Consider the following 23,478-nt stretch of genomic DNA (forward strand, 5'->3'; position numbering starts at 1 on the left):
AAATAAAAAAATTAAGTTAAAAAAGGAGGATAAATGCCAAAAGATACAATAAGCGTTAGTTTGGCGCAAAACAGACTGGTTACCAATAATATTAATTATTACAATCCGCTTTTAATCTACAAAAGTAGTGTTTTAGCAAGTAAATATTTGGCATTAAGTGTTACAAATTTTGAAGATCTGCTTAAAAAACTTGAGATACAAAAGGGTCAAGAGTCCGATTCTTCTAAGAAGAAAATAGCAGAGGAGCAGTTAATTGCTTTACAAAAAGCAATGGGTGATTTTTTTGGACAAGACGGACTTAAGTCTGTTGATTTTTATGTTTACAATCAGATTAAAGAGATTAAAGATTTTTTAAAATCCAATTTACATCCGTTTGTAGTTTTTGTAAATGAAGCAGAAGACAGTATTAGTGGTGATTTTGAAGCTATTAGAAAAGCTTACAATTTTATTGTAATTTCCACTAAAGACAATACATTAGTGAATGTTTTAAAAGGTAAAGACAAAAGTGAGTTTAAAAATATTATTGCTATTTACAGCGACAATGAAAATTTGCATCTTAAGTTTACAGCAATGTATTTGCATCAAGCAAGCATTTTCCATGCTGTTAATCCTTATGGGATGATTTTAAATTCTACTCCTATTTATGATGATTCTCTTATTGATTCTCTTAGAAAATCCAATATTAATTTTTATTCTCTTCTAAATGAAACTGGCAATGATGGCGTTTTAGCTTTCAAAGAAGGAGTTAGTCTCTCAGGAGATCCAATTGACGAGGCTTTTACGCTTTATTATATTAAGAATGAATCAATCAAAGAGCTTATTAGGATCTGGAATAAAAACAGTAGAGCTAACAGTAAGCTTAGTGCTTTAAATTTGGACGGCAGTTTACCAAATGAATACACAGCAGGGCTTGAATGTTTTTTCCACGAACTCAAACAAAGAGGTCTTATTGTCTTTTACAAAGAGATTAAAGTCAAGATCAATTCTTCTCAAGGTTTGAGTTTAAGCTTAGAAGTTGCGCTTAAGTATAATGACAGCTTTAATAGTGTTAATTTAATAATCACTGCACAAGAGATAAATGAATATTTAAGGAGAGCATCATAATGAAAGAATATTATTCATTAGATTTAATATTTTTTAGCTTTAATGACAATTTAATAGACAGAGGTATTCTTGAGTACAGTACAGAGCCTAATATAATGGCCAAGGCAAGCACAGAAGACAGAAATTTTCCAATTCCAAGCTTTAGAGATCCAAGAACCGTTGTGCATATTTTTGATTTAGAGGTAAGCAAAGGATCTTTTGATTACAAGCTCTTAACAAAGCTAAGCAATGAGCAATTTTATGGGAATTTATCAAAAGCTCAAAAGTTAAAAAGATTAGTGTTTAACGATCAAATGGGATTAAAAATCATTTCAAATAGTGCATTTTTTGCAGAAATCCCAACTAGAAAGTATTCAGCTGACAATGATACGGTTAAGTTTACAATTCATGCAATCAATTGCGATGTTGAGAAAGCAAGTTAATTGAATAATAAAAATGTTTTATTAAAGGATAAAAATTTAAAATGAGATATAAGTTAAAAATATTAACCAGAGCCAAAACACATACATACATTTTAAAAGATATTCCTATGTATGAGTGGGACAATGTTTTAGGATTTGATGTTGAGCGAGATGAACTTATTAGCAAGCTTAACGATCTGCAAACATTAAAAGAAATAACTAAATTAATGATCTCAAGGGGATTTTTAGATGAATTTTATGAAATCCTAAACAAAGAGAGAAGATATTCTGAGCTTTATAAGTATGCTCTACCCACAATTCTTTTTTCAGTTCAGTATTCACTTTTCCAAACAATAGCAGGTTTTAAACAACCCGGTTTAGTTTACATTGAAAGTTATCAAGATAAAAACGGCGATTATATTAAGTACGATTACATTGACAAGCGCTGGAGTTATGATTTTTTAATTACAAATAGCAACTCTTTAGGCGCAAATCAAGAAGATTCTCTAGAAACCGGTCTTGAGTCTTTATTGCAAGAAGGTGTTAATGAATAAGGCAGAGATTGCAACCAATTATTTTAAATACATAGATTATTTGACAAGAGAAGCTAATAAGTACTATTTCCCTATTGTAATGGGCATTTGCACATACAAAGACGTTAAGAAAATGCGCTACAAAGAGCTTTTAGAGGTTAATCGAGTAGCTAATTTAAAGCTTAACAAAGAAATGTACGAACGGTTTTTATCCTTTAGTGGCATGCTTTAAAGGTTTTTATGTACGAAGAAAACAATAATGAGAATAAATTTACAATTACATTAGAAGGCGTGCTTGACAGAAATGCCACTAAGAGTAATTTAAAAAAAGAGCTTTTAAGTTTAAAAAAGGAAATTTTTTTTAATCAGACTGGTTTAAGTTCTAAAGGTGGTAAGGATTTTTTATCCTTAAGCCTTGAGAAACTAAAAAGCCCCGAGAGGCTTAAAAACGACAATCTACAAAAATCATCAAATTTTAAATCAAGCATTTTTAAAGGCAATCCTTTTAAGGATTTTTTCAGCCTAGATCTTTGGAAAAACAACTCAGAGAGTGTTTTAAAAGATTTATATTCTTCAAAAGAAAAAATCGGTTTAGCTGGTAAGCATTCGGCTGACAAAAAGAACAATATTAGCTCTTATTTAAAGCCAAAAGTAAATAAATTAGATTTAAATTCTAAGAGTCAATATTCATATTTTAAAACTGAAAATATTAAAAATACTTTTAAGCAAAATTTAATTGACAACTTTAATAAAGATCAACCTAATGCAACATTGAAAGATTTTAGATTAAATTCTAATTTTGACAAGGTTAAGCTTAGCTTTGCCAAAGATGATTTACAAAAACCATTAGGTTTAAAAAACGAAAATAATCAGATTGTTTTGGAAAATTTAATGTCTTTTAGAAATCTCTTAAGAGATTCAAGTCCGGTTGATTTTTTGAATATAAGAGATGGTTTTAGTGATTTTAAATTGTCTTTAAAGGAATTTCAAAATTTAAAAGACAAAAAGATTTTCCAACTAAGTCTTGAAAATTTTATTTGCAAAGATGATCAAAGAGAAAGTGTAAATAAAATGCTAAAAGGGCAAAGATCTTTTGAAACAGAGTTTGAGAGAAATGATTTTTTAAGAAAACTTTATATTCTTCAAAGTTCACAAAATTCTAATTTAAATGATCTCTCGTTTATGGTTGAGCTTGCGCAGAAATTGAAAAACGAAGGTCATGCAAAAAATGATTCAAAAGCTATTAGCCTAATAAGCGATTTTCTCAGCGGCGAGAATAATTTAGAGAAAGTTTTAAGCTTTAGCATGCCAACGATTTCTCTAAAAAATCAGTTTAAAGGTGAGCCTGAGGTTTTAAATAGCAGTAAAATAATCAACAGCGCTTCTGAGCCAAGATTAGATCCACTTTTAGAAAAAACTGTAGAACTTTTGGAATGGGCTAAAAGTTACGATTTTACTAGCAGTGTATTAGAGCCTTTAAGAAATACTTTTTCAAATCTTGGCAATCTATTAGGACAGGCATTTGAAAGCTTGCCTTTGGTTGAGTATATGACAAATGCATTAAGAGACGGTGCTGGATTTAGTGCAAGAGGAATTAATGATGATTCTAGAATGCCTTAGTAAAAAATAGTAAATCAAAAGAGGTTTCAAGTGATTAAAAAACAAGCTACCAGATTAATAGAAGATGTTGTAAATCAAATTTCAAGCTTATCAAGTATTTCTAATTTTGTTTTACTTTTTCCAAGGCTTGATTTTAAAGGACTTGGGTACATTCCCCAACTGTTTTTTATTTTTGTAAAGCATGATCTAATAGAAGAGAATCTCTCAAGCATAAGTTCAGACCGTGCGGTAATTGATTTTACAAATACAAAAAGTGAATATGTGAACTTTAATATTACAACAAGGCCTGAGATTGTAACAATTAATAAAGGGATTTTGTCATCTATTTATGATAAAACTTTACTAAGAGCGCTAAAAGAAACCCCTTTTATGAATAGTGTTTTAGAATTTAATAGTAATTTTATAAAAATGCAATTTAGGCAGAGGTTTAACTTAGGGGTTTATTACAGCATGTACAGTCCTTCAGTAGGATTTCACGAGGTAGTAAGTATTAATTTGTTAAAGCTTAAAGACACAGTTTATTTAGAAGAGGTAGAAGTTAGTTTGCAATTAAAAATTTGCAAAACGTTTAATATTTTAACCTATAAAGGTTAAAATATTAATTAAACATAACTTAATATTGGGAGAATATTAATGAGCCAATTTAAGCTTATTTTGATATTTGTTTTGTTTATTGTTTCAGCAACATATGCAACTGTGACAAGACCATTTGATTTTAAAAAATGGAATTTTAAAAAAGATATAGATTTGGCCTATGTATTAATGTATGATATTGATAATGGGATTTTAATCAAATCTCAAGATAAAGCCGGCAACATTAAAAGTCAAGAAATACTTGCTAAACTTAATAAGTTGAATGTTTATTCTAATAGTTTGCATAAAACAATAAAAAAAAGACTTGCTAGGCGTAGATTCCAAAAAGAAGTGGAATTCCCGCTACTTAAGATCGTTAGAAAATATAAATATTTAACAAAAAATTATAAAAATAAAAGGTTTATTGAAAATCCAGAATATACAAAACTTATTGTAGAAAGAAGTATTAAAAAAGTTCTTTTTTTGGAAAACTATTTTCAATCTAAGTTTAAGAATGTGAAATTTCGTAAAAAGATTAAAAAAAGAATAGATGCTAATCAGAGTAGCTTAAAGTCTTTAAAGGGTAAAACTAACAGTCCAGTTGGATCGAAGTTTTCAAAGTCTAAAACACCAAAAAGATTACAAGGTTTAAAAAAATGCAACAAAAAACGAATCTTAAACAAGTATAATCTTAATAAGGTATATGACGAGTATAAAGACGAGCCAGAAAGCAGTACTTCAGACGAGCCAGAAAGCAGTGCTCCAGACGAACTAAACGGCAAAACCTCAGACGACGAGCCAGAAAGCAGTGACTCAGATGAAGACAGCCAGTACAATGGGTTTAATGAAGAGACTGAAAGTGAAGATGAATTTTTTGATCTTCAAGAAGATCAATTTAACTAAATTTTTTTAATTGAATATTTTATTTTGCTTTACTTTATAAAGCTTATCAAGCTAAAATAATTTTTATTTGGAGAATATTAATGAAAAAATTAATTTTAATTTCTTTTTTTATTTTAAGCGTTACTGCGTATTCTTACGATCTTCAAGATGATGAAGAGATTGCAGTCAAGTTTTTATACGAAGAAGTGAAAATTAGTGGCAATTTAACCGAAAGCCATTCTACTATTCCTTCTATTGAAAGTTTAATACAAAATATAATTAATAAAATAGGATCTGAGAATATTTTAAATATTGAGCACAATATAACTTTTAATGGTATTTCTGTAATGGTGACCTATAAAGTTAAAAAGCGCAGTTAGCAAGATTGCAGGTTTAAGGTGAAAGATTTGTGAGAGAAGTTTTTTTAATTTTTATTTTATTTTTTTGTTTAGCTTGTAATTTACATTCCTATACTATTGGGAATGATGAAATTGTTAAGGTTGAAATTTTCAATTTTAAACTAAATCAGCAAAGATCTTTTGAAGAATTGGAGAGAGATTTAAAACTTTTCATTCAAAAGATAGGTTCAAAAAATGTTTTAGACATTAATCATAAAATCTTGTTCACAGGAGTAGAGGTTGTAGTGATGGTGATTTATAAATCAAATCCAGAAGAAGATTAAATTTTGCTAGTGATGTTAATTATTAGTTTGTTAATTTAAAAAAGGAGTTTTATTTAAAAAGGATGTTAATATTTCAATATGATTTTAAGATTGAATTTTACAATACAGTCGATTCTAAGAATAGTATTGGTGGGAGACTTGCAGGCTTAAGGCCCAGAGTTGTTATTGTCACTCAAAATGGTGCTCCCGATTTGAATATTGTTATTCAAAATACATATTCTTTGAATAATTTAATAATTAGCAAAAAAACCAAACTTCAAATTTTTAATGTACCTTTAAATTTTTCTGATTTTAAGAGTGCAGATATTGTAAAAATTTATTATAAGAAGTTTACGCATCAGCAAGAGTATCAATTTATTATGGCTGGGTATTTAGGAGCACCTGTTGAAAAAATTGGCGGGTCTGAGAATTTTAGTTTTGAGTGTGAACTTTACCTTTTATCCAGGGATACCTTTTTAGAGAGAAAGTTTGAATATAAAAATTTTAAGGGGAGTACTATTGCTGATGCAATAAATTATGTGTTTAAGGACAAAGCAATCTTTTGTATGAATGAACTTGAAAAAACAAAAGTAATTAATGAGAGCTTTGCTTGTAATTCTCCAAAAGGATTAATAGAGCACTTAATTCGACTAGGATACGTTGATTCTGTTATTGTTGAGATTGGAAATCTTGGGCAAGACGTTGATTCGAAATTTATTTTTACGAATTTTGGACAATTTATTTCTGGTGAGTACAAAAGACTTGAAGATTATGGACTTTTGTTTGTCCCCCAAAGAGATTCTGAAGTTTTTAAGAATCCTAATTTAAGCTTATATCAAGCACAAGTAATGTTTACGCACAACATTAAGATTGGAGACAATCTAAGCTTTAAAGACAGGCAAGGGAATAATATTTATTGTAAGGTTAAAAATACTAGTGCTAGACTAAGTAGCACTAGGGAGTGTGTTTTAAATCTTGAGCTTTACTGTGAAGATAAAAAAGGAATGTATTATGGAAAATAATGTTTATGGGTTGGGTAGTTTAAAAGGTTCTTCTGTTGGCGCGTTAAAGCAGTATTTTTTTGAGAATGTGTTTATTTGCAGAGTAGGTATTATTAAAAGTTTTGATTTTAAAACCCAAACAGGGATTGTTACTATTAAAGAGTATGAGGGGTTAGAGATTAGTACTAGAAATATATCTAATTTTAATCTTGATTTAGCAGAAGAAGATGAAGTGGTTTTGCTTCAAAGTAATTTTAATATTTTCCAAGAAAGCGATAATAATCATTTTGACAAAAATTATTATTATATTTTAAGTGTTCTTAATCCCAAGAAAATTGGTATTAAGCTTAATGAGCTTAAAGTGAGCCTAGAAGAGTTTGATACACAAAGCGAAAATATAAAATTTAAAGGGAAAAAATTGATTATTGATGTAGATAGTATTGAAATTAAAGGTAATTTAAAGATTAATGGAACTAATTTCGAGAATCATATGCACAGTTCTGGTACTTTAACGTATGTTAATAGCAGTGGTGCGCCAACAGTTACAACTGGAAAAACAGGTCCTCTTGTTTGAATAAGTACGCAAAATCACTAATTCACAACTTAAGATTTAAGTATAAGCTTGTTAACAAGGTTTTTAGTGGGCATTTTCTACTAATGAGATTAAATTTCTTACTTGGCTTGTAAACTCTTTTGTTGCGTCAATTATTTTGCTGATATTGCTGGTTGTTAATTTAGAGTGAACTTCTAGCTGATCTTTTGTGTTTTTGTATTCATTTTTTACTTTGGTAAATTTTTCAGCCAAAACTTTATACTCCTGGGCTACTGATTTGTTGTAAAGCTTTGGGTTTGGATGAAACTTTGATCCTAAGTCCCAGTTTATTTGGCTTGAGTTTTCTTGTTCTTGCCATTTGTTAGCAGCATCCAGGACTTGTTTTATGGTGCTTGTTCCTAAAGGATCTTTAGTCTCTTCAAAAATAAGTTCACTTTTTTTGAGCTTTTCAAGCAATTTATTTTTTGTTTTTTCTATATTCTCAGTATTAATATTATTGGCGGACGTGTTGTTTGATGTGTTTGCAGAGCTTTGCTCTTTTGATAAATTTTCAATTTCATTCTCAATCTCAAGATCTTTGGATGTTTCTAAATTTTTTATTGCATTTAGTGTTTTATCTAGAGATTCTCTAACTTGTTCTGCGTATTCTTTTGTTATAAAGTTGCCATCTTCGCTTAAGTATGTGCTTTGTTTTTGGAATTGAATTTGTGTAGAGGTTTTTGTACTTTCGTTTAAAGTGCTATTTTCTTCTTTTTGGTCAAAGATTTTGTCTTTGATATTAATGTTAGTCTCTTCTTCGATTGGATTAAGTATTTCTTGCTCTTCGGCGTTGCTTGAAATTTTGAATTCTATTGTGGTTAGATGTAAAGGCTTTTTATTTGGGTCTAATTCTTGCTCTGCAATTTCATCAGGAGCCCCGATTAACAATAATTTTTCTTGTATTTTTGCAATTTCTTCTTCTGATTTGGCTATATTTGTGTCTTCTAGTGGGATTAAGATTTCGCTGTTTGATTCGGATTTTAATGGAAATTCTTGTTTTCCAAGTTCAATTTTTTCAATTTCTAAAATAGGAGGGGTACTTTTATTTATATTTGCTTCAAGTTCTTTTTTAAAGTCTGATTCAATTTGTAAGCTATTCTTAATGACTTCTGAAATATTTTGTAATTTATATTCGTTTAAGGCTTTGTTTTTGTCATTTGTATTCATATTAGCATTACAGCTAATAATCAGCAGTGGTGCAAGCATTAAAAATTTGTTTAAAATTTTAATAAGCTTGTCTTTCAAAGCCTTGTACTCCTTTTAAAACAGAATATTGAGAAACATTATACTACATTTTATTGGATTTTGATTAAGATTTTAATATTAAAACATAAAAAATCCCCTATCAAGGGGATTTAAGGGGGTATCATAGATTTTATGTTATTTTTTTTAATTTTTTATTCTTACTATTTGTAGAAATTCAATACTTTTTAGTGTTTTACCTTTGGTTTATCTGTAATTTGGCGTCGAAGTACTGGCGCTGCTTTAAATTATTTTTACATAATTTTTTCAAAACTCTCAGCACCATGCTTCTCTTTTAATATTGATGCAAAGGATTTGCTTTGTACTAAGTGTACAGCATACTTTAAATTTTTCAGATTTATTAACAAAGGAGAACATCGGAGGTAATTCGATGTTCCTTTGAATATATTAAAATATATTTTAATATAAGCTTTAAATTATTAATCTTATTAATCTAGTAAAATATTTTTTAAATATTAAAATGATTTGATTATTTTACTCAAGCTCTTCTGCAGCATTTTCGTCGCCGTCTTCTTCCTCTTCTTGATCATTGGCATTTTCTTTAGTTTTGGACTTTGAGCATGAACTTTTATTTTGTGCATCTTTTTTTTCTTGGTCCAATTCGTTCACCATATTATCAAGAAGATAATCTATTAAAACCCCACGACCAATTGCGCTACAAGACATCATAAATATTAAAAACGAAATAAGTATTATTTTTTTAACCATTTAATCATTCCTTTAACCTAAGCAATTTAAATGTAATTATATATCATATGATTTTAATTATCAATTAAATAGATGTTATTTTAAAGTTTAATATTATTAGATATATTCATTTTGAATGACCGATTTTAGATTATTTTTATCTGTTAATATTTCTAAGATTTTATTGAAATTTTTGTTCATTTTAAAGATTTGATTGTGAGGCAATAGGTCTAATTCTATGCTGTTTTCGCGAATAGACACTTTATTGTAATCTATTGAATGGTAATCTTTTTTATTTTTTATTTGGAATCTATAGATAGGATTTGTGTACTGCTCACCCACACCCTTTTTAATTATATCTTTAAGTCCGAGTAAAACATAATCTTTGGGCTTATGGAAGTCGTTTGGGGGATTGAGCATAATGTTAATAATATTGTTATTATTTTCGGGTTTAAGGTTTAAAACAAATAATAGATCTTGATTTTGGAAAAAATTCTCAATATTTTGAATTTCTTTAAGTTTTTTAAAAGTAAATCCTTTAGTTTGTTTTGAGTCTAACAATTCTTTATTTATTAAGATGCTCAAAGATTCTACTTTTCCTTGTGTAGATAAGATTTTATCCTCTGCTTGTTGAAATTCATGTTCTCTGTTAATGCTAAAATCAATAGTGAATGTTTGAATCGGATAAGCTTGTTTATAGTAATTTTTAATGCTTATTGGGTTTTGATTTGATGCTCTTATTTCGACTCTTTGAATCGATGCTACCGAGATTATTTTTGCTGCGGGTTTTTCTTCTTTAATTTTTTCTTCTTTGTTTGTAAATAGATTACAGGACAATATTAGAGTTTTTAACAATATTAAAATTACCTTTTTACCCATTTATTGCTCCTTACCCTTTATATATATTATATATTATTCATAATAATTAATAACTTATATTAAGTTTTATTAGATTGAAAATATTAAAAATATTAAAAATATTAAAAAATAGTAGACATTAATTTTTGCAAAAAGAAGTTCTTTAATACAATATAAGAACTTCTTTGGAGGTATTAGAAAGTATAGTGTTATGTGTATTATTTTAACAAGCCACAGTTTTGGTATAATGTTGTGGTTATTAAAGTATAGCTCATTTTTTAAAAGATGAATTTTTACTTATTTATTGAAATTTATACAAAGAGGACTCGCAGTAAGAGCCTCTTTGAAACGTGTGTGGGAAGTGTTTAATAATTGATTTTTTATTTAAATTATTTGATAAATTCTCTTAATTTTGAAGCATCGGTTAATATTTTTAGTGTATCGTAAATGTTTTGACTTACTTTGATGTAATATTTTTTATTAGAATAAGGAGAGTAGATAAGTTTAACCTTGTATAGGCTTTTTTGGAATTTAGTAAAGTTTAGATATTTCCAGCTATAATTGGTTGATACATAAAATGAGCTTCCAAATTGCAAATCACCAGATTTATCTTTATTTAGGATAGCTTGATTTATGCTTAATAAGCTGTGGTAATGAAACAAAGGCATTAAATTGATTTCTCTTTTTTGTTTATCTTCAAAATTCAAACAACATCTTATGTAATTATTTTCATAAAAATAATTAAAATCATCATGGTTTTTCAATTTAAGTAGATTTTTCAAACCTTTTTTATCCATAGTATTTTTGTGAGCCAATATGCTTATTGATTTTAGCTTACCTTTTGTGAGTGTGATTTTGTCGTATTGACCTAAATATTGTGCTTCTGATTTTATTTCAATTGATGCATTTGATTTGATATTATAAGTTCTAATATAAAATTGTGTAAAAAGAATAGGATTTAAGGGTTTTATATATTTTCTTTTGTAAACCAGATTATTTTTAAATAATACATTCATATTTATCTCTTATAATATTAAAATTGTTTAATTTTTTTTTAAAACTGTTCAAAGTTGTGTACATATCAATAATTTAATTATTCCTCAGTCCAAATCTATTTACATAGAATATCATTTTATACAGATTTTATCAATAGTTTGTACATCATTTTATAATATTTTTTTTTGAAATAAAAAACTAATTAATATTGATTATTTTAAAATTATATTTTAATATAGTATAAATTCTAAATAAGGAGAATTAAATAATGACAAAATTAATGTATACTATGTTTTTAAGTGCAATATTATTTGTTGCTTGCGAAACTACAAAAATTTCAGATGAAATGGAAAATACTCTCGAAGAGGATTCAAAAGTTACAACTCCAATGCCAGAGAAATCTATGAAATCAACAACTAAACAACCTATGAAGTCAATGAAAAAGTAATAAGTTTTACTTTTTCATGAATTTAGAACACAATACTAGCAATTATTTTAAAAAACTTTTTTGATAAATTTTATTAAAAAAGTTTTTATTTATTACAGTTTTTATGTATTACCATTAATAATAGAAAAGTTTTTAAAAAAATTAAATATAAAAAAAGAAAGAGACCCAAAGAGTCTCTTTCTCATTTTGGATCGCAAACCAATATTACTGAATTGGAGTAAGAATATTGGTGGTTGTGTTAATTAAATTTAAAATTATATCGTGAGTATCTGCGAATAGCGCTTTTGAATTTTTTAGTTCCACATTGTCATGTAATTTTGAAATGTCAGTTCGTAATTCGGGATTAGCATTGTAGTCTTTAATAATGTCATCTACATCTTTTAGCCATTTTTCTTTAAGTTTTTCAAGTTTGTTAAAATCATAGTAGAGTGTTTTCAAATCAGGTTTGTTTAGATGTTGGATTTTGTCTTTTACATTCAATACTTTCAAGCTGATTTCTTCCATTGCTAATTGAATACTAAAGCCTCTGTTTATAAGAGTTTCTTTAACTAAGCTTCGGTAGTTTGAATTTTGGCTTAGTTTTGATAAAATCTTTCCAAGATTTAAAATTGTGCTTTCGTTGAAATTTAAAGATGTGTAAAGCATTCTTCTTTCATTTAGATATTCGTTTTCGTCAAAATGTACTGTTGAACCTGCATTGAAAAATATTTTACTAAATATTTCTGCTTTCATTCCAAATTGGTCATCAGGTTCGCCTTTGTTAGAATCAATTTCGCCTATTTGAACAATATTCTCAGATCTGTCTAATATTTTTTGTATTAACTCTTTAGCCTCAGGATCTACTATTTGTTTTGGAATATTAACATTAGCATTTGCATTGTTAGGCTGCTTTAAGGCTGCTGGATTTGCTTTGTTTTTAATATTGCCAGCTGCGATTTTTGGTGGGTTTTTTAAAGCGTTAATTGCTGTAAATAGATTATCTACTGTTGGTTTTCCATTTTTAGCGTTTCGAGACGTTTTTTTAATGTTTAATGAGTTTTTTTTATTTTTAATTATTTTTGCTTTTTTATTTTCTTTCTCTTTATTATCATCTTTGTTGACTTCTAGCGAGCAAGAAAGCAAAATTAGCACAGTTAATATATGCAATAAAAATATTGCAATTAATTTATTATTTTTCAAAATGTTATCCTTTAATAAAAATTTTAAGTAATTAATTATTAATTAAAAATTTTAATTACCCAATTAATAACTTTAATTCAAAATTGCTATTGTGCAAAAAAAATCAAAAAAAAAAGAGAGCCAGCGCTCTCTTTGGGTTTAAGGTCTTACGTTCCCCAGAAATTTTTTAATTATTATTCCATTTAAATAATGTGTCCAAGGAAATTAATGCTTGCTCGGATTTCAAGCAAAGAGAAATTATCTTATCTTTATATAGTTGTTGAATATGGTCATGTAGCTTTTCTATATTGTTTTGTAGCTCTAAGGTAGCGTTTGAACTTTTAATCAATGTTTCTATTGTATTTAGCCATTCTTTTTTTATTTCGATTAAATCAACAATTACAGCATAAATTTCTTCTAAAGTATTTTTATTTAAAGCATTTTCTTTTAGCGTATTCATGTTAATTGCTAAATCTTCAAGCGCAACTTCAAATCTTTGTTGAATTCGTATGCCCCCAGATATATTTTTTATTGTGTCGTGGGCTTTCGGGTCCTTGTAAAGCTTGTTTATAATCTCTGCTAAATTAAAAATGTCAGTAGTGTTGTAGCTTAGGGATGAATAAAATTGTCTTCTCATTTTTTGAGATTCAAATAGGCTTGAGTTCATTTTTTCTTTGAGTTTTGCTCCAGTTTGAGAATCTGTTTTGTAAACATTGATTAGTTCAAACATGCTATTTTTTAGTCCAAATTGGCTAGATATTTCTGTTTGAAGCTTGTCTCTTTTTATTATTGCCGTTTCTCTTTCTAATATTTCAAAGAGCTTGTCAGTTAGATTTGTTTTGTCTTTATTGGGAATTTTTAAGTCTTTTGTTGATCTTTGATGTTCTTGTTTTTTTGCATCTTTTTGAAGATTTAATTCATCAAATTTAGTTTCTGTGAAACTTGCTACTTTGTTTTGAATATCTTCGTAGTTTAACTTACAAGAGAACAATATTAGTATCCCTAATGTTATAAATATTGATAATTTTGTATTATTCAAAATTTACTCCTTTAAAAAAATTAAGTAATTTTAATTATTTAAAATTAATACTTAATGATTTAAATTTAGTTCAAATTTGCAATTGAACAATAAAATAAAAGAAGAGATTGACTCTCTTCTTTTATTAAATAGTTGTAAAATAGTTTATTTTCGTTTTTTAAATAATCTATTTAAATTCTGTTATACTAATGTATAATTCAAGAACAGCCTCGCGAGAACTTTCCATTCTATCTAAATATCTGTTTTGAATGTATTGCGCTAAAGTATTAGAATCGCTTAGGCTTGTATTAGAGCTTACATTGGTAATTAGAGCGTCAACTTGTTTTGACCATTCATTTCTTTCAATTAATATTTGGTTTAATTTGGAGTCAAGCTCTTTCATTTTAGCGTCAAAGTCAAAGCGGCTAATTCTATTGTTTGAATACTCTTGGCTAAAGATTTCAATTTTTTTCCCTAACTCTTCTAGTGAATGCTCTAAAGAAATTTGTATTCCAAGTCCTGATATTATTAATGATCTGATTAAGCTGTGATTTTGATTCTCTTGGTAAAGAATTTCCATTATTGATCCAAATTGTGTGGTTTTTGATTGATCAAAATCCATAATTGCATAAAATTTATTTCTTTCATTTTCTGCTTCTGGTGTGTTTGAGTTAAGCTGTGGTGCGTAACTTCGATCAAAAACTGAAATATTTGAAATAACATCTAATAGCTCAAATGCAGAGTCTTTCATTTTAAATTGATCGTAAGTTTCTCTAAATCCATTATTGTTTTGTATTTTGTTTTTTTCTTCATTAATTCTTCTAAGAAGGTCATTTTTTGACGCTAGTGATTGACTAATAGTAGAAGATGTTTGAATAAAGCTTGGTTGAGCTTGTTTGAAAATTATAGAAGAATTATTGTTTTGTAGATTATTAAAGTTTGATTGGCTTGAACCGTGATTAAGGGCATATTTTCTAGGCTGTCCAAATCTTAATCCTCTAGTAGGAATAGTTTTTACACCTTTGCGTGCAGTTGTAACGGTTGGGGTAGGTGCTATTTGTTTTAGTGGTGTGCTTTGTGCTTTTGTTGGTACATTTCTAATATTCTCCTTTGGTTGACTTGCTTGGTTTACTCGATTTACCCGATTTGCTGGATTTGCTGGATTTACGTTGTGATGCACAATATGTAAGCTTTTGTCTTTTAATTCTGGTTGTTTTTGTAGCCCCGCTACTTGTGCTGCTGCTTTATTAGTGTTTGTTTTGTTTTTAGCAGCATTTGAGTTTGTTTTAATACCTATTGTTGTTTGATCATCTGTTGTACTATTGAGAAGTTCTTCTACTTTATTTTTATAATCTTCGTTTAGATTAGCATCAATCGTGCAAGAAGACAAAAACAAGGCTATGAACTTTAAATGTATTAATGATTTAATTTTCAAAATATTATTCCTCGATTTATTTTTAATGAATTTTAATAATTAAAATTAATTAAAATTTAAAATTAATTACTAATTAATAAAAACTTAGTGCAAATTAAGAAATAATCAATAAGTATAAAAAAAGAGCAAAGGTCTTTGCTCTTTTTTTGTGGTGTGCTTATAAGTTTTCTTGCAATTCTCTTCCAATTTCTATCATTAAATCGTAAATTTCATTTGAATCCGGTTTTAATATATCTTCATAGGTTGTTTTTAGGTAAGCTTCTAATTCTTCGCTATTGGTTTGAAGAGTTGTATCATCATTGTAAGTGATAATAATCCTATCTATATTTTTCATCCATTGTTGCTGCATTCCCAGAATTTTGTTGATTTTATTTTTAATGTTGTTTAATTTTTCTTTGTTATTAAAGTTAATAAGATCATCTTTTCTTTGATTTATTTCAAGAATAGCAGTTTCTACTGGATTTTGAACAAAAAGTGATCCTCTGTCGATTATTAACTTGATCAAAGGTACAAGTTCAAGCTTTTTTGTTATATCTTTTTCTATTTCTATAGCTTTATAAAAAATTTTTATTATGCTTGTAATTCTTATTTTATTGTACCCAAGAGATGAATAAAACTGTCTTCTGTAATCTTTGGAAAGTTCATCGTTTTTTTGAATAATCGCAAAAATAGTTTCTCTTTCATCAAATTCCAATTCTTCTTCTTTGTTGTCGCTTTCTATTTTTTCTACTACGGGTTCTATTATTTTTTCTATTTTCTCGGCAAGTTCTTGTTTTGAGCCAATTGAATTACATGAACACAAAAATAATATTATTGCTGTAAGTTTAATAAACCCTAATTTGTATTTTTTCAAAGTATTCTCCTTTTATAAAATGTATTAGATTGTTTGATTTTAAATAAATATGAAAAAAATGGACCAGCTTTAACATATTAATTTTGATTTCCAGGTATTGTTAAAGTTGGCAAATTATAATTAGGATTTAATATTTCTTTTATTTTTGTAATTTCAGCTGTTGCATCATATTCTTCCGGGTTAATTTTATGGCTAATATGTTCTGCCAAGCTGTTTGCGTTTTCTTTAATTTTTTCTAAATTTTCGTTATAGTTGAGAATAATCTCGTCTACCTTTTTGATCCAATTTTGTTTGATTTTAAAAAGTTCTTTTATTGCAGTCTCAAGAGTTTTTAGGTTTTCTTTGCCCAGATTTTTTAATTCATCTTTATCATCAAATATTTTTAAAATCGTCTCTTCAAGGGTTTTTTGAATGCTAAAATATCCTATTTCAACAACCTCTTCAATTAGTTGATGGTATTGTTGCTGTTTGTAAAGTTGTGTGAGTATTTTCCCAAAGTTTACAATTCTTGCTTTATTGTAATCTAGAGAAGAGTAAAATAGCAGTCTTTCATTTTTTTTTGAGTCTGAGTTGAGCTTTGCAAGCTTAAGGGCACTCTTATCAATATTAAAGACTGAATATTTCATTCCAAATTGATCAGAGTCTTCAGTTTTGTCTTTATATTGTTCTACTTTTTCTTTAAATCTTTTTATTTCTGTGGATATTCTTTCAGTTATTGTTCCTTGAAATAAGCTGCAAGAGCACAAAAGAAGTATTGGAATGACAATATTAGTTAATATTAAATCATTTTTTTTCAAAATATTCTCCTTTTATAAAAATGTAATAATGCGATACAAAATAATTTTTAGTACATATTACAAATGTATATCAAATTATTCAAAGTTTAAGTTTAAACTTTAATAAAAATTAAAAACATTATTGTTTTAATTTGAATTTAAATTAAGTTTTTTTTCAAAAAAAAAAGAGAAGAATTAACTTCTCTTTTTTAAAAAATATAAAGTGCAACGTATTAATTTTTTGTTTATTTAGTATTAGATGGGTTTTAAAGAAGTAAATTCTTCGTAATTTTCATTCATATGGGCTGCTAGTTTATCCTCATTAGTTTTAATGCTTTCTGAATTTTTATTGTAAGCCGCAATAGTTTCGTTTAAGGTTTTTTTAAACCTTTGTTTTAGTATTAAGTCGGATTTTACGTTGATTAGTAATTCCTCGGCTTCTTTTTGGCTTAGAGTAAGCAATTCATCTTTTATTACTTTTAAATGTTGGTTTAGGCGGAATTGAATACTCCATGATATGTGATGAATAAATCTTCCGAGTATTTGATTGTTTGTAGATTTTTTTTTAAGTTTTTCAAGAATTTCTTCTAATGTCTTTATTTTTTTTGTTTCGTAATTTAAAGATGAGTAAATTATTCTTTTCATTTCTATTTGATTCTCTTTTACAACAAGTTCAAGAGGACCAATTTTAAAAGTATCCAGGAAATCAGATTGTTCGGCAGTAATTTTAGCTATTCCTTCGTCTTCTTGCTTTTTTTGAGCTTCTAACTTCTTACCAATTGCTTCTAATTCCAAGAGTATAGTTTCTAGATCTTTAGATTCTTGATTTGAAGGTGCTAGATCTTTAGATTCTTGATTTAAAGGTGCTAGATCTTTAGATTCTTGATTTAAAGGTGCTAGATCTTTAGATTCTTGAAATAAATTTTGGGTTTTTTCTTTTGCATTGGTGTGTTTTTTTGGTTTAGGATCAATTTTATTAATAGGCGCGCATGAAATGCAAATTAAAGCTAATATTGTTGTAATTATATTAAGCTTAATTATATCTGATTTAGTTTTTGTCAAAATATTCTCCTTTTATATTAAATTAATATTTATTAATTTTAATATAAAAAGAGAATATAATCATATTATTTTATTTATTAAATAATATGATTATTATTTAATATTCAAAGATTAAGCGATTTTTTTTAAAAAAAAAAGAGAAGAATTAACTTCTCTTTTTAAACAATAATAATTACAACGTATTTTTTTATTTTTATTATTAATTAGTAGGCTTAAAAGAATTAAGGTTGGTGTAATTTTCATCCATATGTTTTACTAGTGCTTCCTTATTGGTTTTAATGTTTGCCAAATCTTGATTATACTCCTCAACAGTTTTGTTTAAGGCTTTTCCAAAGTTTTCTTTTAGCTTTAAGCTATATTCTATTTCCATTAGTATTGCCTTATAATTTTTTTGGGTTAAGGTGTTTAATTTATTTTTTATTTTTTCTAGCCCCGCATTTAGTTGGGATTGAATAATTAGTGATATGGAGTAAAGGAATCTTTCAAGTATCTTTTGGTGTTCAGAATTTTCTTTAAGTTTTTCAATAATTTCTTTTAATGTTTTTATTTTTTCGATTTCGTAATTTAAAGATGAGTAAATTATTCTTTTTATATTCATTTCTTCATTTTCGCTAAGATCTTTATAGCGTTGAGTTTTTAAAGAACCTAGGAAATCAAATTGTGCAGTATCAATTGTAGCTATTTCTGCAGTGTCTTTTTCTTCTTGAGTTTTCAATTTTTTGCCAATTTCTTTTAATTTTGAGATTGGATCTTTTTCTTCTAGAGATTTTTGATGTGAAGTTTTTAGATTTTGAGATTCATTTAAAAGATTTTTAGTGTTTTCTTTTGGATTGGTTTTGTTTTTTGATTCTGAATCGATTTTATTAACGTCACATGAGATGAAAATTAAAGTTAATATTATTGTAAGAATATTAAGCTTAATTATATCTGGTTTAGTTTTTTTCAAAATATCCTCCTTATAAAATAAAACTAATATTTAATAAATATAATACAAAATAATACTTTAACTATATTATTTTATGTGTCATATAATATTAGTTTTAATTTGTATTAAAAGATTAAATTTCTATTTTCCGTTTTTAGGTTTTTAAGGCGCATTTGCTTGTTTTTAGTTTTAGCCTAGATTAAGCGAGTTAAAAAAAAAAGAGAAGAATTAACTTCTCTTTTAAAAAAAATATCAAGTGCAATGTATTTTTTTATTTAGATTACTAATTAATGGGATTAAAAGAATCAAGGTCTTTGTAATTTTCATCCATATGTTTTGCTAATTCTTCATCATTATATTGAATGTTTTGAGAATTTTGATTATAAGCCTCAAGGGTTGCGTTTAAGGTTTCTGCAAACCTTTGTTTTAGTTTTAAGTCAGATTCTACTTGCATTAGTAGCTCTTCGGCTTTTTTTGGGTTTAGAGTGTGTAATTTATCTTTTATTGCTTCTAGTATTAAGGATAAATCTATATTTAGTTTGTATTGAATAGCTGGCGATATTTGATAAATGAAGTGTTTAGCTGTTTGTTTGTGTTTAGGATTTGCGTTAAGTTTTTCAAGAATTTCTTTTAATGTCTCTATTTTTTGTTTTTCGTAATTTAAAGATGAGTAAAGGATTCTTTTTATTTCTATTTCTTCATATTTGGAAAGCTGATCATAATGATCGGCTTTAAAAGTGCCCAGAAAATCAAAATGTGCAGTGTCAATTTTAGCTATCCCCATATATTCTTGTTTGTTTTGATCTTCTAAGTTCTTGCCAATTATTTCTAATTTTGAGGCTTTAGTTTTTTGAGATTCCTGAAATAAATTTTGGTTATTTTCTTTTGAATTGGTGTGTCTGTTTGATTTAGGAGCAATGTTATTAACAGGTGTGCATGAAATGCAAATTAAAGCTAACATTATTGTAACAATATTAGGTTTAATTGTATTCAGGTTGGTTTTTGTCAAAATATTCTCCTTATAAATTAAAATCAATATTTATTAACTTTAATACAAAACAATATTATAACTATATTATTTTGTATGTCAACTAATATTAGTTTAACTTTGTATTAAAAGATTAAATTTAGATTTTGAACTTTGATTTTTGTTTTTCAATATTTAATCCTTTAATACACACACTACTAATTAGTAGTGTGTGTGGTCACAACAGGCTTTTAGCAATGTTTCAATATCATTTGCAATTCGCATACTTTCATCTGGGTTTAATTTATGATCGTATTCAAGCCTTAACATTTCTCCTAGAATCATTCCGTCAGCTTTGACATTTGCTATATTGTTGTCATATTCGTCAATAATTTTCTCTACAGTTTTTATCCAATCATTTCTATTTTGCATTAGTTTTTCAAATTTTTCTTGAATATCTTTTACTGTTTTTGTATCAAAGTTAAACATTAGGCGTCTTTGTTCGTTTTTAGTTAAAAGATTGACAGCTTTTTCAAATGATTCTTGGGTTTTAAATCCTGTCCAAAAAATTAAGCCAATAACATTATAATGGTAGCCAGTTGAGCTTGATGCTTGTTCAAGTATTGAGATCAATTTTTTGATTTTATTTTCATTATAATCTAGAGATGAATAAAATAATCTTCTAATTTGATTATCTTTTAATGTTAAATTAAGTATATGACTTTGAGTATTTTCCGGGAATGTGTTTTTATTTATTCTAAATTGATCAATGGGTTCGATTTTTAAAACATCTTTATTTATTTTCGGAGCAAATATAGAAATATTCGGTCCTATTTTTTGAATTAATTTTTCATTTTCATTTAATCTTTGTGTAAAGTTTTTAATTACCATTTCCTTTTCATTGTTTAGGAGCTGGTTTTGTTGTAAGTTTTGAATATTTTTAAGATTTTCTGTTTTCCCAATCCCAGAGTTTTTAATTTCAATGGAGTTTTGTTGTAATTCACTTATTGCTTCTGTGTTGTTTGATTTAGAATAAAAAGAACATGAGAATAGTAAGGTTATTGTAAATAGCTTTAATATTTTATAAACGGTATTTTTTTTCAAGACATAATCCTTTAAAAAATTTAATCATTAGCGTTATTTATTTGGCAAGCTCAATATTTCTATATAGAAATATATTTCAATTTATTTAATTTTCAATGCTTGTTTTAGTTATTTAAAATAAAAGATATTAAATTAATCATTTAAAATAATTTTTTTTTTAAAAAAAATTAAAATTTTTCGTTTGATTTTTCAATTTATTTGTAGTGCCATTGATATGGTGTTGATATTGTACTTGATAAGTTATATTAATTTTAAAAATTTTTATTGAAAGCTTTGTTTTTGCTTGGGATTGCATTATATTATTTCATGTGTTATTTTATAATAATAATAAATCTAACTATTATAAAATAACACCGTTCTCCCCATATTAATGTAAAATTAAAGTTTTATAATTCCCGTTAAAAATCTTTGTTTTTGGAGTCTGGATCTTTACTTAAAAGAGTTAATTATATGTTTTTATATAAATATGTATTGATTCTAATTTAGTAATGTTTTAAAATATTAAAAATAAAATATTTTAAATAAGGAGAATTAACAATGACTAAAATATTTAGGAATTTAATAATTAATGGATTATTGTTTGGATTTGTAAATTTAAATGTGTTTGCAGATTCTAACAATGTAAATATTGTTCAATCTGAATCCAACGTTTTAGAACAACCAGATCAAAAAGATAATAAAACCTTAGATCAAAAAGATAGTAAAACCTTAGATCAAAAAGATAGTAAAACCTTAGATCAAAAAGATCAGGTTAATCAAGCCCTAGATACTATTAATAAGGTAACAGAGGATGTTTCTAATAAATTGGAGGGGGTTAGAGAATCATCTCTTAAATTGGTAGAATCAAATGATGCAAGCATAGTTAAAGAGTTCGTAGGTTCAATGTCTTTGATTTCAGATGTTGCTAAGGGAGCTGTTATTGCGTCAAAAGAAGCAACAGTTGTAGCAAAGTGTTCAGGAATGGTTGCTGAGGATGCAAATAAGGTTGTTGAAATGTCTAAAAAAGCTGCTCAAGAAACCCAAAAAGCTGTTTCTGTTGCAAATGAAGCTATGTTTTTAATAGAAAAACAAATAATGTCAAATAAATCTCCAAATAATAAGGAATTGGAATTGACAAAAGAAGAATTTGCTAAAGTAGAACAAGTTAAAGAAACTTTAATGGCTTCTGAAAGGGCTTTAGATGAAACAGCTCAAGAGGCTCAAAAAGTTCTCAACATTATTAATGGTTTAAATCCATCAAATAAAGATCAAGTAGTAGCAAAAAAAGATGTTACAAAGGCTATTTCTAATGTTGTTAAAGTAGCTCAAGGTGCAAGAGATCTTGCAAAAGTAATGACCATTTCTTTATATATGAGATAGTTTGATTCTATAAATTATTTATAAATAATTAGAGGTTAAAGCAAAAAGGTTTGAGGCTAATTATAGTAGTCTCTGCCTTTTTTTATTTTACTAAGATCGACATTGAGCTCCCCATTAAGGCTATTCTTATGATATAATGTTTGCATCCTTGGTTTTGCATTATGAAAAAAAGTTGACAAATTTGTCTTTAAGTAGGAGTATTAATTTTTGAATAAAGAATATAAAATTCTGGATAATGGCTTTATAAAGCTTATTGATTTTATGGGGAATGATAAGAGAATAGTTGAGGCCGCAAGGATTTCTTATCGAGGAGACAGTGTAAAAAGGAAAGATGAGGAACTTATTGACTATTTAATAAGAAATGGACATACAAGTCCATTGGAGCAGGTGGTTTTTACATTTCATGTTAAAGCTCCAATATTTATTGCAAGGCAGTGGATGAGGCACAGAACTGCAAGGATTAATGAAGTTTCTGGATGTTATAGCTTAGCAAGAGAAGAATTTTATGTCCCTTTAGAAGAGGATTTGAAGTATCAAATTTCTAGTAATAGTCAACCCAAAAGAGAATTTGATTCTTTGGAAAAAAAATTATCAGACAAAATAAAATATCATCAAAAACATTCTTATAAGCTTTATCAAGATATGGTCAATTCCAATATTCCAAAAGAACTTTCAAGAATAGTTTTACCCTTAAGTTTATATACTGAATGGTATTGGCAAATTGATTTAAATAATCTTTTTCATTTTATTAAATTGCGATTGGCTTTAGATAATCCAAAAGAAATTAAAGAGAATTCGCCAAAAGAAATGCGTGAATATGCTAAAGCATTGATAAGTATAATAAAAGAAATTGTTCCCATCTCTTTTAACAGTTTTGAAAATCATTTTTTAAGGGGAAAGAGATTTTCTCGTGAAGAGATAATAGCAATTGTTAATGCTTTAGACTTAAACAAGCTTAGTATGGATGCTGAAAAATTAGACTTACTGAAAGATAAGTTGGGAATTGATTGATTTTTTGGGGTATTATCTTTTTATTTAATAAATAAAAAGATTGAAAATTTAGAATTTGCGGCTAGAATTGATACTGTTAATTAAAGATGATGTATATTTATATGTTTATTAGTAAGCGTATATTATACTAATAAATACTTAATATATTAAGTATTTATTAGTATAATATACGCTTACTAATAAACATATAA

27 protein-coding genes are annotated in these 23,478 nt (G+C 27.0%); 14 read left to right on the plus strand and 13 right to left on the minus strand.

All coding sequences use genetic code 11. The features are described from left to right. Positions 1-33 precede the first annotated feature (33 nt). The 11 genes from HNP63_RS04460 to HNP63_RS04510 all read left to right on the plus strand — a co-directional run bounded on the left by HNP63_RS04460 (position 34) and on the right by HNP63_RS04510 (position 7,349). Complete coding sequence (locus HNP63_RS04460) at positions 34-1,104, plus strand: DUF787 family protein (RefSeq protein WP_183227320.1); 1,071 nt, start codon at positions 34-36, stop codon at positions 1,102-1,104. Beyond that, positions 1,104-1,526 carry a DUF1463 family protein gene (locus tag HNP63_RS04465; protein ID WP_011703806.1) on the plus strand — a complete coding sequence of 141 codons (423 nt, stop codon included), beginning with the start codon at positions 1,104-1,106 and terminating at the stop codon, positions 1,524-1,526. The genes HNP63_RS04460 and HNP63_RS04465 overlap by 1 nt, the downstream gene beginning before the upstream one ends. Positions 1,527-1,567: 41 nt before the next feature. Beyond that, entirely contained in the window at positions 1,568-2,059 is a 492-nt protein-coding gene (locus HNP63_RS04470; protein ID WP_011703807.1) for a DUF1473 family protein, read from the plus strand. After that, positions 2,052-2,270 carry a DUF1322 family protein gene (locus tag HNP63_RS04475; protein ID WP_011703808.1) on the plus strand — a complete coding sequence of 73 codons (219 nt, stop codon included), beginning with the start codon at positions 2,052-2,054 and terminating at the stop codon, positions 2,268-2,270. The genes HNP63_RS04470 and HNP63_RS04475 overlap by 8 nt, the downstream gene beginning before the upstream one ends. Before the next feature lie 8 nt (positions 2,271-2,278). Further along, positions 2,279-3,658: a hypothetical protein gene (locus tag HNP63_RS04480; protein ID WP_011703809.1), complete on the plus strand. Its 1,380-nt coding sequence runs from the start codon at positions 2,279-2,281 to the stop codon at positions 3,656-3,658. 30 nt (positions 3,659-3,688) lie between these two features. Further along, positions 3,689-4,252, plus strand: a complete 564-nt coding sequence (locus HNP63_RS04485; RefSeq protein WP_011703810.1) for a DUF792 family protein — start codon at positions 3,689-3,691, stop codon at positions 4,250-4,252. Positions 4,253-4,291: 39 nt separating this feature from the next. After that, positions 4,292-5,134 carry a hypothetical protein gene (locus HNP63_RS04490; RefSeq protein ID WP_183227322.1) on the plus strand — a complete coding sequence of 281 codons (843 nt, stop codon included), beginning with the start codon at positions 4,292-4,294 and terminating at the stop codon, positions 5,132-5,134. Positions 5,135-5,214: 80 nt separating this feature from the next. Further along, positions 5,215-5,493 carry a hypothetical protein gene (locus HNP63_RS04495; protein ID WP_011703812.1) on the plus strand — a complete coding sequence of 93 codons (279 nt, stop codon included), beginning with the start codon at positions 5,215-5,217 and terminating at the stop codon, positions 5,491-5,493. 29 nt (positions 5,494-5,522) lie between these two features. After that, complete coding sequence (locus tag HNP63_RS04500; RefSeq protein ID WP_011703813.1) at positions 5,523-5,795, plus strand: hypothetical protein; 273 nt, start codon at positions 5,523-5,525, stop codon at positions 5,793-5,795. Between the two features lie 62 nt (positions 5,796-5,857). Continuing rightward, a complete protein-coding gene (locus HNP63_RS04505) occupies positions 5,858-6,796 on the plus strand; it encodes a DUF693 family protein (protein WP_011703814.1) in 939 nt (312 codons plus the stop codon). Beyond that, on the plus strand, positions 6,786-7,349 hold the full coding sequence (locus HNP63_RS04510) for a DUF777 family protein (RefSeq protein ID WP_011703815.1): 564 nt from the start codon (positions 6,786-6,788) through the stop codon (positions 7,347-7,349). Before HNP63_RS04505 ends, HNP63_RS04510 begins: the two co-directional genes overlap by 11 nt. A 63-nt stretch (positions 7,350-7,412) precedes the next feature. On the opposite strand, the gene HNP63_RS04515 is transcribed toward HNP63_RS04510, so the two are convergent. From HNP63_RS04515 to HNP63_RS04530, 4 genes are all read right to left on the minus strand, one after another. Continuing rightward, positions 7,413-8,612, minus strand: a complete 1,200-nt coding sequence (locus HNP63_RS04515; protein WP_011703816.1) for a hypothetical protein — start codon at positions 8,610-8,612, stop codon at positions 7,413-7,415. A 492-nt stretch (positions 8,613-9,104) separates the two neighbouring features. Then, positions 9,105-9,338, minus strand: coding sequence for a hypothetical protein (locus tag HNP63_RS04520; RefSeq protein ID WP_011703817.1), 234 nt, complete (start codon positions 9,336-9,338; stop codon positions 9,105-9,107). Between the two features lie 96 nt (positions 9,339-9,434). Beyond that, positions 9,435-10,196 carry a hypothetical protein gene (locus tag HNP63_RS04525; RefSeq protein WP_183227324.1) on the minus strand — a complete coding sequence of 254 codons (762 nt, stop codon included), beginning with the start codon at positions 10,194-10,196 and terminating at the stop codon, positions 9,435-9,437. 368 nt (positions 10,197-10,564) lie between these two features. Next, positions 10,565-11,191 (minus strand): hypothetical protein, encoded by a 627-nt coding sequence (locus HNP63_RS04530; protein ID WP_012615043.1) that lies wholly within the window; start codon positions 11,189-11,191, stop codon positions 10,565-10,567. A 248-nt stretch (positions 11,192-11,439) separates the two neighbouring features. Between HNP63_RS04530 and HNP63_RS04535 the strand changes: the two genes are divergently transcribed. Next, positions 11,440-11,619 (plus strand): Lp6.6 family lipoprotein, encoded by a 180-nt coding sequence (locus HNP63_RS04535; RefSeq protein ID WP_011703820.1) that lies wholly within the window; start codon positions 11,440-11,442, stop codon positions 11,617-11,619. A gap of 204 nt (positions 11,620-11,823) precedes the next feature. Here the strand turns inward: HNP63_RS04535 and HNP63_RS04540 are convergent, their stop codons facing one another. The 9 genes from HNP63_RS04540 to HNP63_RS04580 form a co-directional block, all read right to left on the minus strand. Further along, a complete protein-coding gene (locus tag HNP63_RS04540) occupies positions 11,824-12,798 on the minus strand; it encodes a complement regulator-acquiring protein (RefSeq protein ID WP_011703821.1) in 975 nt (324 codons plus the stop codon). A gap of 166 nt (positions 12,799-12,964) precedes the next feature. Further along, on the minus strand, positions 12,965-13,816 hold the full coding sequence (locus tag HNP63_RS04545) for a complement regulator-acquiring protein (RefSeq protein WP_183227326.1): 852 nt from the start codon (positions 13,814-13,816) through the stop codon (positions 12,965-12,967). Between the two features lie 166 nt (positions 13,817-13,982). Continuing rightward, positions 13,983-15,230, minus strand: a complete 1,248-nt coding sequence (locus HNP63_RS04550; protein WP_183227328.1) for a complement regulator-acquiring protein — start codon at positions 15,228-15,230, stop codon at positions 13,983-13,985. Between the two features lie 157 nt (positions 15,231-15,387). Continuing rightward, on the minus strand, positions 15,388-16,083 hold the full coding sequence (locus HNP63_RS04555; protein WP_011703824.1) for a complement regulator-acquiring protein: 696 nt from the start codon (positions 16,081-16,083) through the stop codon (positions 15,388-15,390). Positions 16,084-16,160: 77 nt separating this feature from the next. After that, complete coding sequence (locus HNP63_RS04560) at positions 16,161-16,880, minus strand: complement regulator-acquiring protein (RefSeq protein WP_183227330.1); 720 nt, start codon at positions 16,878-16,880, stop codon at positions 16,161-16,163. Between the two features lie 234 nt (positions 16,881-17,114). Next, positions 17,115-17,921 (minus strand): complement regulator-acquiring protein, encoded by an 807-nt coding sequence (locus HNP63_RS04565; RefSeq protein WP_048830763.1) that lies wholly within the window; start codon positions 17,919-17,921, stop codon positions 17,115-17,117. A gap of 199 nt (positions 17,922-18,120) precedes the next feature. Then, positions 18,121-18,867 carry a complement regulator-acquiring protein gene (locus tag HNP63_RS04570; RefSeq protein ID WP_032491222.1) on the minus strand — a complete coding sequence of 249 codons (747 nt, stop codon included), beginning with the start codon at positions 18,865-18,867 and terminating at the stop codon, positions 18,121-18,123. 262 nt (positions 18,868-19,129) lie between these two features. Beyond that, entirely contained in the window at positions 19,130-19,855 is a 726-nt protein-coding gene (locus tag HNP63_RS04575; protein ID WP_183227333.1) for a complement regulator-acquiring protein, read from the minus strand. A 180-nt stretch (positions 19,856-20,035) separates the two neighbouring features. Next, complete coding sequence (locus HNP63_RS04580) at positions 20,036-20,917, minus strand: complement regulator-acquiring protein (RefSeq protein ID WP_183227335.1); 882 nt, start codon at positions 20,915-20,917, stop codon at positions 20,036-20,038. A gap of 537 nt (positions 20,918-21,454) precedes the next feature. Here HNP63_RS04580 and HNP63_RS04585 point away from each other — a divergent pair. Both HNP63_RS04585 and thyX read left to right on the plus strand, forming a co-directional pair. Then, entirely contained in the window at positions 21,455-22,276 is an 822-nt protein-coding gene (locus HNP63_RS04585; RefSeq protein WP_011703833.1) for an OMS28 family porin, read from the plus strand. Positions 22,277-22,483: 207 nt separating this feature from the next. Further along, positions 22,484-23,287, plus strand: a complete 804-nt coding sequence (gene thyX, locus HNP63_RS04590; RefSeq protein WP_011703834.1) for an FAD-dependent thymidylate synthase — start codon at positions 22,484-22,486, stop codon at positions 23,285-23,287. The last annotated feature ends 191 nt before the right edge of the window (positions 23,288-23,478 follow it).

Origin of the sequence: Borreliella afzelii, assembly GCF_014202295.1 — a bacterium.
Lineage (GTDB): Bacteria > Spirochaetota > Spirochaetia > Borreliales > Borreliaceae > Borreliella > Borreliella afzelii.